The organism is Muricoccus vinaceus (genome assembly GCF_042433125.1).
In the GTDB taxonomy this organism is placed as follows: Bacteria; Pseudomonadota; Alphaproteobacteria; order Acetobacterales; family Acetobacteraceae; genus Roseomonas; species Roseomonas vinacea.
The window spans coordinates 51,650-64,833 of sequence record NZ_JBHLVZ010000001.1; the positions used below are offsets into that span (position 1 = coordinate 51,650).

General features: G+C 72.7%; 14 protein-coding genes. 10 read left to right on the top strand and 4 right to left on the bottom strand.

What is annotated here, in order from left to right; translation table 11 throughout:
* Positions 1 to 130 precede the first annotated feature (130 nt).
* Positions 131 to 526 carry a flagellar assembly protein FliX gene (locus ACFFIC_RS00265; RefSeq protein WP_377047991.1) on the bottom strand — a complete coding sequence of 132 codons (396 nt, stop codon included), beginning with the start codon at positions 524 to 526 and terminating at the stop codon, positions 131 to 133.
* A 234-nt stretch (positions 527 to 760) separates the two neighbouring features.
* Here ACFFIC_RS00265 and ACFFIC_RS00270 point away from each other — a divergent pair, with 234 nt between their 5' ends.
* The 9 genes from ACFFIC_RS00270 (at position 761) to ACFFIC_RS00310 (ending at position 7,974) form a co-directional block, all read left to right on the top strand.
* On the top strand, positions 761 to 1,873 hold the full coding sequence (locus ACFFIC_RS00270) for a flagellar basal body P-ring protein FlgI (protein WP_377047993.1): 1,113 nt from the start codon (positions 761 to 763) through the stop codon (positions 1,871 to 1,873).
* Positions 1,873 to 2,199 carry a rod-binding protein gene (locus ACFFIC_RS00275; protein ID WP_377047994.1) on the top strand — a complete coding sequence of 109 codons (327 nt, stop codon included), beginning with the start codon at positions 1,873 to 1,875 and terminating at the stop codon, positions 2,197 to 2,199. The genes ACFFIC_RS00270 and ACFFIC_RS00275 overlap by 1 nt, the downstream gene beginning before the upstream one ends.
* The gene (locus ACFFIC_RS00280) at positions 2,196 to 2,642 is read left to right on the top strand and encodes a hypothetical protein (RefSeq protein WP_377047995.1); all 447 of its coding nucleotides are present in this window, start codon (positions 2,196 to 2,198) and stop codon (positions 2,640 to 2,642) included. Before ACFFIC_RS00275 ends, ACFFIC_RS00280 begins: the two co-directional genes overlap by 4 nt.
* A 70-nt stretch (positions 2,643 to 2,712) precedes the next feature.
* Positions 2,713 to 3,522: a RibD family protein gene (locus ACFFIC_RS00285; RefSeq protein ID WP_377047996.1), complete on the top strand. Its 810-nt coding sequence runs from the start codon at positions 2,713 to 2,715 to the stop codon at positions 3,520 to 3,522.
* Positions 3,519 to 4,517, top strand: a complete 999-nt coding sequence (locus ACFFIC_RS00290; RefSeq protein WP_377047997.1) for a zinc-dependent alcohol dehydrogenase — start codon at positions 3,519 to 3,521, stop codon at positions 4,515 to 4,517. Before ACFFIC_RS00285 ends, ACFFIC_RS00290 begins: the two co-directional genes overlap by 4 nt.
* A 7-nt stretch (positions 4,518 to 4,524) precedes the next feature.
* Positions 4,525 to 4,941 (top strand): 6-pyruvoyl trahydropterin synthase family protein, encoded by a 417-nt coding sequence (locus ACFFIC_RS00295; RefSeq protein WP_377047998.1) that lies wholly within the window; start codon positions 4,525 to 4,527, stop codon positions 4,939 to 4,941.
* Positions 4,938 to 6,014, top strand: a complete 1,077-nt coding sequence (locus tag ACFFIC_RS00300) for a glycosyltransferase family 4 protein (RefSeq protein ID WP_377048000.1) — start codon at positions 4,938 to 4,940, stop codon at positions 6,012 to 6,014. The genes ACFFIC_RS00295 and ACFFIC_RS00300 overlap by 4 nt, the downstream gene beginning before the upstream one ends.
* Positions 6,011 to 6,883 (top strand): class I SAM-dependent methyltransferase, encoded by an 873-nt coding sequence (locus ACFFIC_RS00305; RefSeq protein WP_377048001.1) that lies wholly within the window; start codon positions 6,011 to 6,013, stop codon positions 6,881 to 6,883. Before ACFFIC_RS00300 ends, ACFFIC_RS00305 begins: the two co-directional genes overlap by 4 nt.
* Positions 6,884 to 6,885: 2 nt before the next feature.
* Positions 6,886 to 7,974, top strand: a complete 1,089-nt coding sequence (locus tag ACFFIC_RS00310) for a four-carbon acid sugar kinase family protein (protein WP_377048002.1) — start codon at positions 6,886 to 6,888, stop codon at positions 7,972 to 7,974.
* Positions 7,975 to 8,029: 55 nt separating this feature from the next.
* Here ACFFIC_RS00310 and ACFFIC_RS00315 read toward each other — a convergent pair whose 3' ends face one another.
* The 3 genes from ACFFIC_RS00315 to ACFFIC_RS00325 form a co-directional block, all read right to left on the bottom strand.
* Positions 8,030 to 8,749, bottom strand: coding sequence for a hypothetical protein (locus ACFFIC_RS00315; protein WP_377048003.1), 720 nt, complete (start codon positions 8,747 to 8,749; stop codon positions 8,030 to 8,032).
* A gap of 611 nt (positions 8,750 to 9,360) precedes the next feature.
* Entirely contained in the window at positions 9,361 to 10,497 is a 1,137-nt protein-coding gene (locus ACFFIC_RS00320) for a bifunctional 2-methylcitrate synthase/citrate synthase (RefSeq protein ID WP_377048004.1), read from the bottom strand.
* Between the two features lie 76 nt (positions 10,498 to 10,573).
* Positions 10,574 to 12,103 (bottom strand): MmgE/PrpD family protein, encoded by a 1,530-nt coding sequence (locus tag ACFFIC_RS00325; RefSeq protein WP_377048005.1) that lies wholly within the window; start codon positions 12,101 to 12,103, stop codon positions 10,574 to 10,576.
* 103 nt (positions 12,104 to 12,206) lie between these two features.
* Between ACFFIC_RS00325 and ACFFIC_RS00330 the strand changes: the two genes are divergently transcribed.
* Positions 12,207 to 13,166, top strand: a complete 960-nt coding sequence (locus ACFFIC_RS00330; RefSeq protein WP_377048007.1) for a LysR family transcriptional regulator — start codon at positions 12,207 to 12,209, stop codon at positions 13,164 to 13,166.
* Positions 13,167 to 13,184: the final 18 nt, after the last annotated feature.

Genomic DNA, 13,184 nt, shown 5'->3' on the forward strand with positions numbered 1-13,184 from the left:
CGCGCAGAACAAGGGGCCAGCCTCGGTATTGGCCTGAAACCGATAGGCTTTCATAACCATGAAACATCACATGCAACGGAAGTGCCACTGACGGATCGGACGCAAGCGGCGGATGGCGGCCGGGGATGTGTCACATGCCCCGCTTGGCCAGCTCGACTCTCGCCCTGAGGGCGATCCCGGCCAGGGTATCTGCCAGTGCCGGGTCAGGGGGCGCCTCCCCCTCCGCCAGCGACGCGATTCGCTGGAGCCCGGCCGAGTCGCTGCCGCCTCCGAGCAGTCCGGCCTGGAGCGCGGACAGTTCCCGAAGGAGGTCGCGCGCACGGGCGGCGCCGCGCCGGTTGCGCGAGGCGGCGTCCTCCGCTTCCTGAAGGGCCATGAGCCCGAGCGGAGAAACGGACCGGGCCAGTTCCGCCGCCGTGGCCTCCGCTGCGTGTCCAGGCAGGCGGAAGGCTCCGGCCCGGGCCGGGCGCCCGCCTGCCATCGACCGCGCGGCCGCGCCGGTTCCGGACAATCCGATCCCCGCCATTCCCGAACCAGACATCCCTGCCACCGCACTCTCCTGCCTTGATCAATCCTGCCGGTCGCCCGGCCCGGAAGAGCCGCCTCCCGGCAAGCCCTGCCGCCTTTCACCGCCAAGGTGCTGGCACAACCGTTGCGCCGGCCGCTTCGCGCCAGGAAAGGCGCCTGGCTGGAGGTCACATTGCACGGGACCGGTTTCCGAACCCCGAAGGGCATGCCCGGCGCGGCGCGGGTGAGAAGGATGGGGGGCAGGGTAACCCTTGCCCTGGTCGCGGCTCTCCTCCTCGCTGCCGGGCCGACGGCGCCGGCCTTCGCGCAGGTGCGCATCAAGGACATCGCGGACATCGAAGGCGTGCGCGACAACCAGATCGTCGGCTACGGCCTGGTTGTCGGCCTGCCCGGCACGGGTGACCGGCTCAGAACAGCGATCTTCACCCGCCAGTCCCTGGTGGGCATGCTGGAACGCCTCGGCGTGAACACGCGTGACCAGGAAGCGCGGCTGGACACGCGCAACGTGGCCGCGGTGATGGTGACGGCGAACCTTCCCGCCTTCGCGCGCCCGGGCAGCCGGCTGGACATCGCCGTCTCCTCCCTCGGCGACGCCACCAATCTCACGGGCGGCACCCTGCTGGTCACGCCGCTGCTCGGTGCCGACGGAGAGGTTTATGCGGTGGCGCAGGGGGCGGTGGCGACGGGCGCCATCGCCGCGCGCGGGGCCGGCGCATCCGTGCAGCGGGGCGTGCCGACCTCGGCGCGCATCAGCAGCGGCGCGGTGGTCGAGCGCGAGGTTCCCTTCGAGCTGGCCGGCCGCGACCGCATCCGCCTTTCGCTCCGCAACCCCGACCTGACCACGGCCCAGCGCATGGCCGCCGCCATCAACCGCGCCGCCGGCACCGGCAGCGCCACCGCCACGGACCCGCGCACGGTGGTGCTGCTGACCGGCGGGCGCGACATCGCGCGCCTGCTGACCGATATCGAGCAGCTTCGCGTGGAGCCCGATCAGGCCGCTCGCGTGATCATCGAGGAAGCCTCGGGCACCATCGTGATGGGCGCCAACGTGCGCGTCTCCACCGTGGCGATCGCCCAGGGCAACCTGACCATCCGCGTGACCGAAACGCCCCAGGTCAGCCAGCCCTCGCCGCGCTCCGGCGGGGAGACGGTGGTGGTTCCGCGCACGGCCATCGACGTGGACGACCAGCGCGAGCGGCGGCTCGGCATCCTCCCGCGATCCGTCACGCTGGAGGACCTCGTGCGCGGGCTCAACTCGTTGGGCGTCGGGCCGCGCGACATGATCACCATCCTGCAGACCATCAAGGCCGCCGGCGCACTCCAGGCCGAACTGGAGGTGCGGTGATGGACCTTGCGCCCGCCGGCGGCAACGCGGCCCTCGCCCAGGTGGCGCGCCGATTCGAGGCGCAGGCGCTCGGCGCCCTGCTCAAGCCCGTCTTCGGAGAGGCTCCCAAGGGGCTGCTTTCCGGCGGCACGGCGGAGCAGCAATGGCGGCCCATGCTGGTGGAGCAGCACGCCCGCGCCTGGGCCGGCCGCGGCGGCATCGGCATCGCCCCGGCCGTTTATTCCGAACTGCTGCGCGCGCAGGCCGCGCAGCAGGGCGCCGCCCCCTCCTTCCCTGCCCGTCCCACCACGAGCCAGCACCTCCCTCCACAAGGAACACGCCCATGAGCCAGACCCCTGCAAAGCCCTTCGCCACCAGCCATGCGCCGATGATCGAGGCCCTGCTGAACGCCGGCCTCCGCCTGGCCGAGGCACTGCGCGAGGAGAACGAGGCGCTGGCGCGCCTGGACCTTTCGAGCGCGTCGAGGCTGGCGACGGCCAAGCTGCAGGCCTCGGACTGCTTCTCCGCCGCCTTCGGCACCGCCATGAAGACCGGTGGCAGCGCGCAAGGCGAGTTGCGCGGTGCCGCCGAGAAGCTGGCCACGCGCCTGCGTGACCTGTCGGAGGAAAACCGGCGGTTGCTGGAGCGCGCGATCGGGCTGCAGTCCCGCGTCATCGAGACCATCGCCGGCGCCGCCATCCCGGCCAGCCGCCCCACCACGTATGGCGGCGTCGGCGAGCGCGCGATGGCCCGGCAGGCGCCCGCGCTGGCGGTCAGCGCCCGGGCGTGAACGGGCATCCTTCGCCCCGCGTGACACGCGCCCTGGCGCGGACGGGCGCGCTGGGGCATAGCTCCGTTTCATGACCGCAGCGCTTGCCGCCGAAAGCCGCACGACGGACGAGACCTGGGCCGAACTCCTCGCGCGGCGCGCGGCACCGACCGGCACCGCCTACGGCCCGCTGTCGCGCCTCTTCGACCCCGTGCTCGCCCGCGGCGCGGCGGCGGATGGCTGCCTGGTCATCGGACGGCTGGCGCAGACGCTGGACGGGCGCATCGCCACGCTGGGCGGTTCCAGCCAGTGGATCGGCGGGCGCGGCGACATCCTGCACACCCACCGCCTGCGCGCGCTGTGCGACGCGGTGGTGGTCGGCGCGGGCACGGTGGAGCACGACGATCCGCGCCTCACGACCCGCGAGGTGCCCGGCGCGAGCCCCTTGCGCGTGGTGCTCGACCCCGCGCGCCGCTTGCCGGCCGGGCGCAAGGTTTTCCGCGACGGTGCCGCGCCCACCCTTCTCGCCTGCCGCGAGGACGTGCCGGGCGGCCCGTCGCATGGGGACGCCGAGGTGATGCGCCTGCCGCGCCTCGGACAGGGCCTGAACCTGGCGGCGCTGCTGGGCGCCCTGCACGCGCGCGGGCTGTCGCGCATCTTCGTCGAGGGCGGCGGCGTCACCGTGTCGCACTTCCTGGCGGCGGGGCTGCTGGACCGTCTTCACGTCACCGTCGCGCCCGTGATCCTCGGATCCGGCCGCGCCGCCTTCACCCTGCCGGAGGCGACGCGCATCACGGACGGGCTGCGCTTCACCTGGACGCTCCATTCCCTGGAGGGCGGCGACATCCTGCTCGACATTCCTCTCGCCCGCACGCGTCCGCGCGTCTGCGAGGGCGCATGAGCGACGCGCTGACCGCCACGGCCTTCTGGACCACCGAGCCGGGCCAGGGCGCCATCCACGGCGAAACGCTTCGGGCGCCGCGCGCGGACGAGGTGCTGGTGCGCACGCTGGCCAGCGGGATCAGCCGCGGCACGGAGCGCCTGGTGTTCCAGGGCGCGGTGCCCGAGGGGGAATGGGGGCGGATGCGCGCGCCCCTGCAATCCGGCGACTTCCCCTTTCCCGTGAAATACGGCTACGCCGCCGTCGGCACCGTTGAGCAGGGCCCGCCGGACTGGCTGGGGCAGCGCGTCTTCTGCCTCCACCCGCACCAGGACCGCTTCGTTGCCCCGGTTTCCCTTTGCGCCATCGTGCCGGACCGCGTGCCGGACTGGCGCGCGGTGCTGGCGGCCAACATGGAAACGGCGCTCAACATCGCTTGGGACGCGCAGCCTTTGGCCGGCGAGCGCGCCCTGGTGATCGGGGCGGGCGTGGTCGGGCTGCTGTCCGCCTGGTTGCTTTCGCGCTTTCCGGCGATTGATCTCGCCATCGCCATCGCCGATCCGGATCCGCTGCGCGCGGGCGTCGCCAGGGCGCTCGGGCTCCGCCTCGTTGCCCCGGCGGAGGCGCCGGGCGGGCGCGACCTGATCGTGCATGCCAGCGGCAACCCCGAGGGCCTGCGCACCGCGCTGCGCTGCGCGGGCTTCGAGGCGCGCATCCTGGAAGCCTCCTGGTTCGGGCAAGCGGAATGCACCCTGCCGCTCGGCGGCGGCTTCCACGCCAACCGCGTCTCCATCCGCTCCACCCAGGTCGGGCATGTCGCGGGCCCGATGCGCGGGCGCCGCACCCATGCGGAGCGCATGGCGCTGGCACTCTCCCTTCTGTCCGATCCCGCGCTGGATGCGCTCTGCGGCCCCATGGTCGCCTTCCGCGACCTGCCGCGCGCGATGCCCGGCCTTCTCGGCGATCCGCCCGAAGGGCAGGCCGCGCCGCTCTGCCCCGTCGTCACCTATGAATGAGACACGCATGTACAGCCTGACCGTCGCCGACCACGTCATGGTCGCGCATTCCTTTCGCGGCGAGGGCTTCGGCCCGGCCCAGCGTGTCCACGGCGCGACCTTCGTGGTGGAGGCCGAGTTCCGTGCCCCCCGGCTGGACGGCGCGAACCTGCTGGTCGACATCGCCGCCGCCCGCGTGGAGCTTCGCCGCATCCTGGACACCTTCGACTACGACAACCTGGACACCCTGCCCGCCTTTGCCGGGCAGAACACCACCACCGAGTTCCTGTGCTTCCATGTGCACGGCCTGCTCTGCGCGGCGCTGCGTGAGGGCAAGCTCGGCACGGGCGGGCGGGACGTTCTGGCGGTGAAGGTGCTGCTGCGCGAGAGCCCGCTCGCCTGGGCTGCCTATGAGGCCGAGGTGCCCCGGACCGCCTCGGCGTGAGGATCGCCTTCGCGGTGCCGGCACCGCTCTCGGCCATCAGCGGCGGCTACAGTTACGACCGCCGCATCCTCGCTGGCCTTCGCGACCTCGGCCACGCGGTTCGCGTGGAGGAGATGCCGGGCCGCCACCCGCTGCCCGACACCGATGCCGAGGCTGCGGCCGGTGCGGTGCTGGGGCGCTTGGCGGCCGAGGAGGCGCTGGTGGTGGACGGACTGGGCCTGCCGGCCTTTGCCCCCTTCCTCGACCAGCCCTGGACCGCCCGCGCGGTCGGACTGATCCATCACCCGACGGCGCTGGAGCACGGCTTTCCCGAGGCCGGCCGCGAGGCGCTGCGCCAGCGCGAGCGCGCCCTGTTCCCGCGCCTGGCACGGCTGGTGACGACCTCGCGCCTCACCGCCTCGCGCCTGCCGGCCGACTTCGGCGCGGAGCCCGCGCGCTTGGGAACGGTGGAGCCGGGAACCGAATCCGCCCCGCGCGCCGTCGGCTCAGGCGGTCCGGGCTGCTCCATCCTGTCGGTCGCCACCATCGTGCCGCGCAAGGGCTACGACGTGCTGCTGCGCGCCCTCGGCCGCCTGACCGACCTCGAATGGACGCTCACCATCGTGGGCAGCGAGCGGGACGCGGCGCATGCCCGCGCCCTGGGCGACCTCGCCGCCGAACTCGGCATCGCCTCGCGCATCACCTTTGCCGGCGAGCTGCAGGGCGAGGCGCTGGAGGCGCTTTATGCACGCTCCGATCTCTTCGCCTCCGCGAGCTGGTGGGAGGGCTACGGCATGGCCGTCGCGGAGGCCCTGGCGCGCGGCCTGCCGCTCGCGGTCACCGAGGGTGGGGCGCTCGCCGACCTCGCGCCGCGCGATGCCGCCGTGATCTGCGCGCCCGGCGACCACAACAGCCTGTCCCGCGCCATGCGCCGCCCGATCTATGACCGGGGGCTGCGGCAGGCCATGTCGGATGCCGCCTGGCGTGCAGGGCAGCAGCTGCCGCGCTGGGCGGATCGCGCCGGTGCCTTCGCGCGCGAGATCGAGGCGGCGCTGGCTTCGCAAAGCCGGCCCGAGGGGAGTGCCGGGGCATGACCGAGAGCTTCGACGCCGACTGGCTGGAACTGCGCGAGCCCGCCGATGCGCGGGCACGCAGCATCGCCCTCGCGCTTGCCCTTTCCAGGGCGCTGCCCGCCCGGCCGCGCCTGCTCGACCTCGGCGCCGGCACGGGCAGCCTTTTCCGCTGGCTCGCCCCCATCCTGAACCGCCCGCAGGCATGGACGCTCGTGGACGCGGACGTGACGCTGATCGAATTCGCCTTCGACACCATCGCCGACCGCGCCGTGTCGGTCGGCTTCGAGGTTTCCGCGCCCAACAAGCGCACGCTCCTGGTGCATACCCCCTCCGGCGCATGGCGCGTGGATGGGCTGGTGCGCGACCTGGCCGACGCGCCCGATGGCCTTCCGCTGGACCGTGCGGATGCCGTGGCCTGCACCGCGCTGTGCGACCTCGTTTCACGCCCCTGGGTGGCGCGCATGGCCGGGGCATTGCGCCTCCCCTTCTATTCCGCCCTGAACGTGGTGGGCAGCGCACGCTTCCTGCCGCCGCATCCGGCGGACGGGACCGTGGCGCGCGGCTTCGAGCGCGACCAGGGTCGCGACAAGGGCTTTGCGGGCCGCGCCCTCGGGGCAGGTGCCACCCGCGCCATGGCCGCGGCCTTCCGCACGGAGGGCTTCGTCGTGCGCACCGCGCCCTCCCCCTGGCGGATCGGCGCGTCCGAGACACGCATGCTGACGCAACTCGCCTCGGGGCACGCCTCCGCCGCGCTGGCACGGGCACCGCGCGCGCGGCGCGCGATCCAGGGCTGGGCCACGGCACGCACGGCCCAGGCGCGGCGTGGCACGCTTCGCGCCATCGTCGGTCACGCCGACCTGCTGGCGCTTCCCCCGGCGCGGGCGCGCTGAGGATGGCCCGGCTGGGCGCTATCGCGCAGAATCTGGCGGCCGCCGTCGCGTTCGGCACCTCTCTGGCGGCGGGGGGGCTGTCGACCGCGCTGGCGATCGGCCTGCCGGAGGGCGTGCCGCCGGACGCGGACGCCGTGGTTGTGCTGACCGGCCCCGGCGTGGCCGAAGGGCTGGCTGCCTGCGACGCCCTGCTCGCGGGCGGCGCGCGGCAGATCGTGCAGGTCGTCGGGGCGGATCTCGACGCCGCCGCGGCCGGGCCGTTGGCCGACGCCTTGCTGCGAAGGCTGCAGGTCAGCTTCGCGCCCGTGTCGCCCGCTTTCCCCTCGCGCGGGAGCAGCCTCTACCTCGGGCACCTCTTCCTTGGCACGGTGCCGGCGCCGGGAGAGCCCAATCTGGTCCGGCGCCTGACCACCGCGACGGACGAACCGGTCGGGCTGCTTTCCTTCCGCACCGTGGCCGAGGGCGCGGGCGCCATCCGCGCCGAAATGTCGCGCATGGCCGAATGGGGACGCCGCTTCGCCATCGTGGACGCGGTGACCGACGAACACCTCCGCGCCCTGGCCGAGGCCGCCGCCGCGCAGGCGCTTCTGGTTGGCGGCGCGGGGCTTGCGGCCGGTTTGGCCTCCATGCTCGCGCCCATCGCGCGTCCTGCCGTGCAGCCCCCGGAGCAAGGTGCCTGCGTGGTGCTCGCGGCCTCTTCAGCACGGGAAACGCTGTCGCAGATCGGTCTGGCCCGCCTCTACGCACCCGTGCTCGACCTTGCCGCCACGGAGGATGCCGCCGCCGCAGCCGCGCCGCTCCTCTCCCAGGAGCGTCCGGTTGTGATCGTCGCGCCACCGGGCTCCGCCGCAACGCTCGGCGCCGTTGCCCAGGCGCTGGTCGCAGCCGGGGTGCAGCGGCTGATGGTGGCGGGCGAGACGGCCTGCGAGGCGGTGGTCGCGACACTTGCGCCGCGCATGCTGCATATGGGCGCAGAGACCGATGCGGGCCTTGCCTGGTGCAGGGTTGAGGACGGACCGCTGCACCTGATGCTCAAGCCCGGGCAGTCGGGCGGCCGCGACATCATGCTGCGCGCTTTCGGCGCCGGCTGACGCCGACGAAAAAAGGGGGCGCCGGAGCGCCCCCTTCACGTCGTGTGCGGCGCGGTCAGGTCGCGTCGGTGCCGGAGGGAGCCTCCATCTCCGGCGCCTGAGTCTCGGCCGGTGCGGAACCGGCCTCGGCCTTCCTGCGGGCGCGGGTAGCCGCACCCTTCTTCGCCGCCTCGCTGCGCGCCGAGGTCGCCGCGCTCTTGCGCGTGGCCGCCGTGGTGCGGGTCGCGGCCGCGCGCTTGGCCGGCGCCTTGGCGGCGGGCTTCGCGGCGGTGGTGCGCTTGGCGGTCACGGCCTTGCGGGCCGGCGCCTTGCGGGCGGTCGTCGCGCTGGTGCGGCTCGCGGCGGCGCTGGTGCGCTTGGCGGCGGGGCGGCGGGCTGTTGCCGTCTTGGCGGCGGCCTTGGCACCGGTCGCGCGACGGGCCGGAGCAGCCTTCTTCGCGGTGGCGGGCTTGCGCGCGGTGCTCGCGGCGGTCTTGCGGGCCGGAGCGGCCTTCTTCGCGGCGGCAGGCTTGCGCGCGGTGCTCGCGGCGGTCTTGCGGGCCGGAGCGGCCTTCTTCGCGGCGGCAGGCTTGCGCGCGGTGCTCGCGGCAGCCTTGCGGGCCGGAGCGGCCTTCTTCGCGCTGCGCGCAACCGCGGTGGTCTTCTTCGCGGTGGTGCTGCCCTTCTTGGGGCCAGGCTTCTTGGCGGCCGGGGCCTTCGTCGTCTTGGCGGCGGGCTTGGCGCGGCCAGCGGTGCTTGCCTTGCGCGAGGCCGTGCTGCGGCGCGGCGCGCTCATGGCCATGGCGGCCGCCCGGGGGGTCTTCTCTTCGCTCACGTGCTGGATCTCCTGGTGGAATTCGTGCCGATGGGGACGCGTGATGGGCCAATGCTGACCCAAGGACGCGCCCACCTTTCGGGAGGGAGGCGTCACAGGGTCTCCGCAACGATGAAGGGAAAGGCGACCGTCCGGCTGGCGCGCGCCGGGGCCTTGCCAGCCGGCATCTGCGCCACGCCCTGCCCGGCTTCGCGCGGCAACCGAATTCCCCTTCGCGAGGACCACGGTGCACGCCTGCCTCTGGTTCACGGGTTCATCCGGAGATGCCGAAAACCATCCTTCCGCGTTGCGTCGCGCCGATCACCAACACTGTGTTCGCCGCTTCGCCGGCAGGCCGGATGCATGTTCGATGCACGGGGTGCTTGACAGCGTGGCGTGCGAATCGCGTGTGTCGGTTCATGCGCCCGCAACGCTATCTTCACGCGCATCCGGCTTGTCAACGAAAACACACGTTGCGCGTGCTGATTTTGGCATGCAGCCGAACGCAACGTCAGCGCGTTGCGGCGTGCCACGCATGATCCGCAGGAAAGGAGCGCGGCACGGCGGACGTCGCGCGCCCGCCGTGCCGCGGTTCAGCCGCGATGCGCCATCGAGGGAACGCTGCGCTGCGCGGCGCCCGTGTACTCGGAAAGCGGGCGGATGAGGCGGTTGTCGGCCGACTGCTCGATGACGTGCGCGGCCCATCCGGTGATGCGCGAGGCGACGAAGATCGGCGTGAAGAGCGGGATGTCGAAGCCCATCAGGTGGTAGGCGGGGCCGGCGGGGAAATCGAGGTTGGGGTGGATGTTCTTCTTCGCCAGCATCTCGGCCGCCAACAGGCGCGACATCTCCATCCAGCGGCGGTCGCCCACCACCTCGGCCATGCGCTCGGCATACTTGGTCATGGTGGGCACCCGGCTGTCGCCGTTCTTGTAGACGCGGTGCCCGAAGCCCATCACCAGCGCCCGGTGGTCGAAGCGGGACTGCAGCCATTCCACCGCCCGGGCGGGATCGCCGATCTCGCTCAGCATGTGCATCACCGCCTCGTTCGCCCCGCCGTGCAGCGGCCCCTTCAGCGCGGCAATGCCGCCCACCACGGCCCCGTGCAGGTCCGCGCCGGTGGAGGTGATGGTGCGAGCGGTGAAGGTGGAGGCGTTGAAGCCGTGCTCGGCATAGAGGATCAGCGAGACGTCGAAGGCCTTCACCACCTCGGGCTGCGGCACGCGGCCGAAGACCAGGTGGAAGAAGCTTTCGGCGAAGCTCAGCGACGGATCGGCCGCAACCGGCGCCTCGCCCTTGGTGGCGCGGTGCGCGGCCGCGATGGCACCGGGGATCTTCGCCAGCAGCCGCATCGCCTTGCGCCGCGTCGCCGGCTCGGACACGTCGCCCGCCTCCGGGTCCTCCATGCCCATGAAGGACACGGCGGTGCGGATGGCGTCCATCGGGTGCGCGCCGTGCGGAAAGGCGCGGATCACCTCGTGCAGCGCGGGGCTCAGCGCGCGCTCGGCCGCTTCCTCGGCGCGGAAGTCGGCAAGCTCGGAGGCATTGGGCAGTTCCCCGTTCCAGAGGAGATAGGCCACCTCCTCGAAGGAGCAGTTCTCGGCCAGGTCCTGCACGGGATACCCGCGATAGGTCAGGCTGTTGGTCTCCGGCATGACCTTGGAGACGGCGGTGACATCGGCCACGACGCCGACAAGGCCCTTGCGGATGTCGGTCTTGCTTTCGCTCATGGGACTTTCCTCGGTTGCGTGTGTCGGGCGCGGGGGGGCGGATGGCCACCCCGGCCCAGGCGCGGCGGGACGGCGGTCAGAAGATTCCGGGCTTGCCGGCCGCGAGCCGCCCCTCGGGGAGCCGCACCGTCAGCTGGTCCAGCTCCCCCGCCTTCAGGGAAGCCAGGTTCTCCGCCGCCGCGATAAAGCGGTCCTGCTCGGCCTTGTCGATGATGCCGTCGGTCAGGATGCGGAACTTGCGGATGTAGTCGGCGCGCCCGAAGGGTTTCGCGCCCAGCGGATGGGCGTTGGCCACGGCCAGCTCATCGGCCAGGACGGTGCCGTCCTTCATGGTGATCTCCACGCGCCCGCCGAAGGCCAGCTCGTTGGGGTCGCGCGAATGGTAGCGCCGCGTCCACTCAGGGTCCTCCCGGGTCTCCATCTTGTGCCAGAGACGCACGGTGTCGGGGCGGGCAGCGCGCTCGGGGGCGTAGCTGTCCACGTGGTGCCAGCGCCCGTCCTGCAGGGCGACGGTGAAGATGTACATGATCGAATGGTCCAGCGTCTCCCGGCTGGCCGTGGGATCCATCTTCTGCGGATCGTTGGCGCCGGTGCCGATCACGTAGTGGGTGTGGTGGGAGGTGTGCAGCAGGATCTTCTCCACCTGCTCCAGGTCCGCGATCTTCTCCCGCATGCGGAAGGCGAGGTCGATCAGCGCCTGGGACTGGTACTCGGCCGAGTGCTCCTTGGTGTAGCTGTCCAGGATGGCGCGCTTGCCCTCGCCCGGCGCCGGCAGGGGCACCTCGTAGTAGACGGGGCCGTAGACGTCGCCCTGGTAGCGCTGGGTGCGGCCCGAGAGGACCCAGGCGATGACGGAGTCCTCGCCCTCGTAGATCGGGCTCGGCGCGCCCTCGCCCCGCATGGCGCGGTCCACCGCCTCCACCGCCAGCTTGCCGGCATGGGCGGGCGCGAAGGCCTTCCAGGAGGAGATCTCGCCCTTGCGGCTCTGGCGGAAGGTCACGCTGACATGCAGCGCCTGCTGCACCGCCTGGAAGATGGTGGCCTGGTCGAGCCCGAGCAGCGTGCCGATGCCCGCCGCCGCGGCCGGACAGAGATGAGCGATGTGATCCACCTTGTGCTCGTGCAGGCAGATGGCGCGGACCAGGTCGATGTGGATCTCGTAGCCAGTCGCGATGCCCCGCAGAAGCTCGGCGCCCGATTTGCCCATGGTCTGCGCCACCGCGAGGATGGGCGGGATGTTGTCGCCAGGGTGGGAATAGTCGGCGGCCAGGAAGGTGTCGTGCATGTCCAGCTCGCGCACCGCCGTGCCGTTGGCCCAGGCCGCCCATTCCGGCGAGAAGCGGCGCGCGGGGTCGAGCCCGAACACGGTCGCGCCGCCCTCGCGCGCATGGCCCAGTGCCATCTGGCGCGCGGAGGTGGGCGCGGAGCGGTTGATCGCGGCGATGGCGACGGAAGCGTTGTCGATCACCCGGTTGATGATCATGGCCGCCGTCTCCTCCGGCACGGCGACGGCATCGGCCGCGACGCCCGCAATTTTCCAGGCGAGCTGGTCCTCGCGCTTGAGCATCGCCTTCGACGGATAAACCTTCACGGCATGCGACTGCACCGGTTCTCTCCCCTTGGATAAAGTCCGGCGCGGTTCTGCACCCGTGGCGGGTGATCGTCCAATCCGATTGACGGCGCCGTGCGATAGGCTTTCGGTATGACGCATGGATTTCCGCCTCGTCCGGCGCCTCGGTCATTTCCTCGCTGTGGCGGAGGAAGGGCATTTCGGCCGCGCCGCCGCCCGCCTCGGCCTGTCGCAGCCGCCGCTCACCGCGCAGATCCAGGCTTTGGAGAAGGAGCTTGGCGTGCGGCTGCTGGAGCGCGGCGGACGGGGCACGCGCCCGACGCGGGCGGGAGAGGCTCTGCTGCCGCTCGCGCGCCGGCTCGCGGAAGATGCGGGCGCGCTGGAGGCTCTGGCGCGGGAGCTGCGCGCCGGACGGCACGCGCCCATCGCCATCGCCTGCGTCACCTCGGCCCTGCTGGAGGAGCTGCCGCCGCTGGTGCGCGCCATCTCCGCCGCGCGGCCGGAAACCGCCATCGCCGTGCGCGAGATGGACACGGCCGACGCTCTGGAGGCGCTGCGGCGCGGCGAGGTGGACATCGCCCTTCTCCGCGACGACCGCGCCCGTCCGCCCATCCGCATACACCCCCTGGGCGAGGACCACCTGCTGGCGGCCTTGCCCGAGGGGCATCCGCTGCTTGCCCTGCCCGACCCACTCCCGCTCGCGCTGCTGGCCGACGAGGCGATGCTGATGCTGCCGCGCTCCATCTCCCCCGCTTATGCCGACGCCATGGTGGCCGCCTGCCACGCGGCCGGCTTCGCGCCGCGCGCCGTGCGGGAGGTCGGCTCGGCCATGGCGCAGCTCGGCTTCGTGGCGGCCGGGCTCGGCGTGGCGCTGGTGTCATCCGGCATGGCGCGGCTGCGGCCGCCCGGCGTGGCCTTTCGCGTCCTCGCGGGACCGATCCGCGCGGTGGGCGTCGCGCTGGCCTGGAACGCGGAGCGGGAGGGCGAGGCGGTGCCGCTGGCCCTTTCGCTGGTGGAGGGGCTGTTTCCCCGCACCCCCGGCAAGCCGGCCGGCACCCCGCCTTCCCGCGGGATACCCGGCGGCGCCGATCTGCCCTAACCTCCGCCCCGCAGAGAC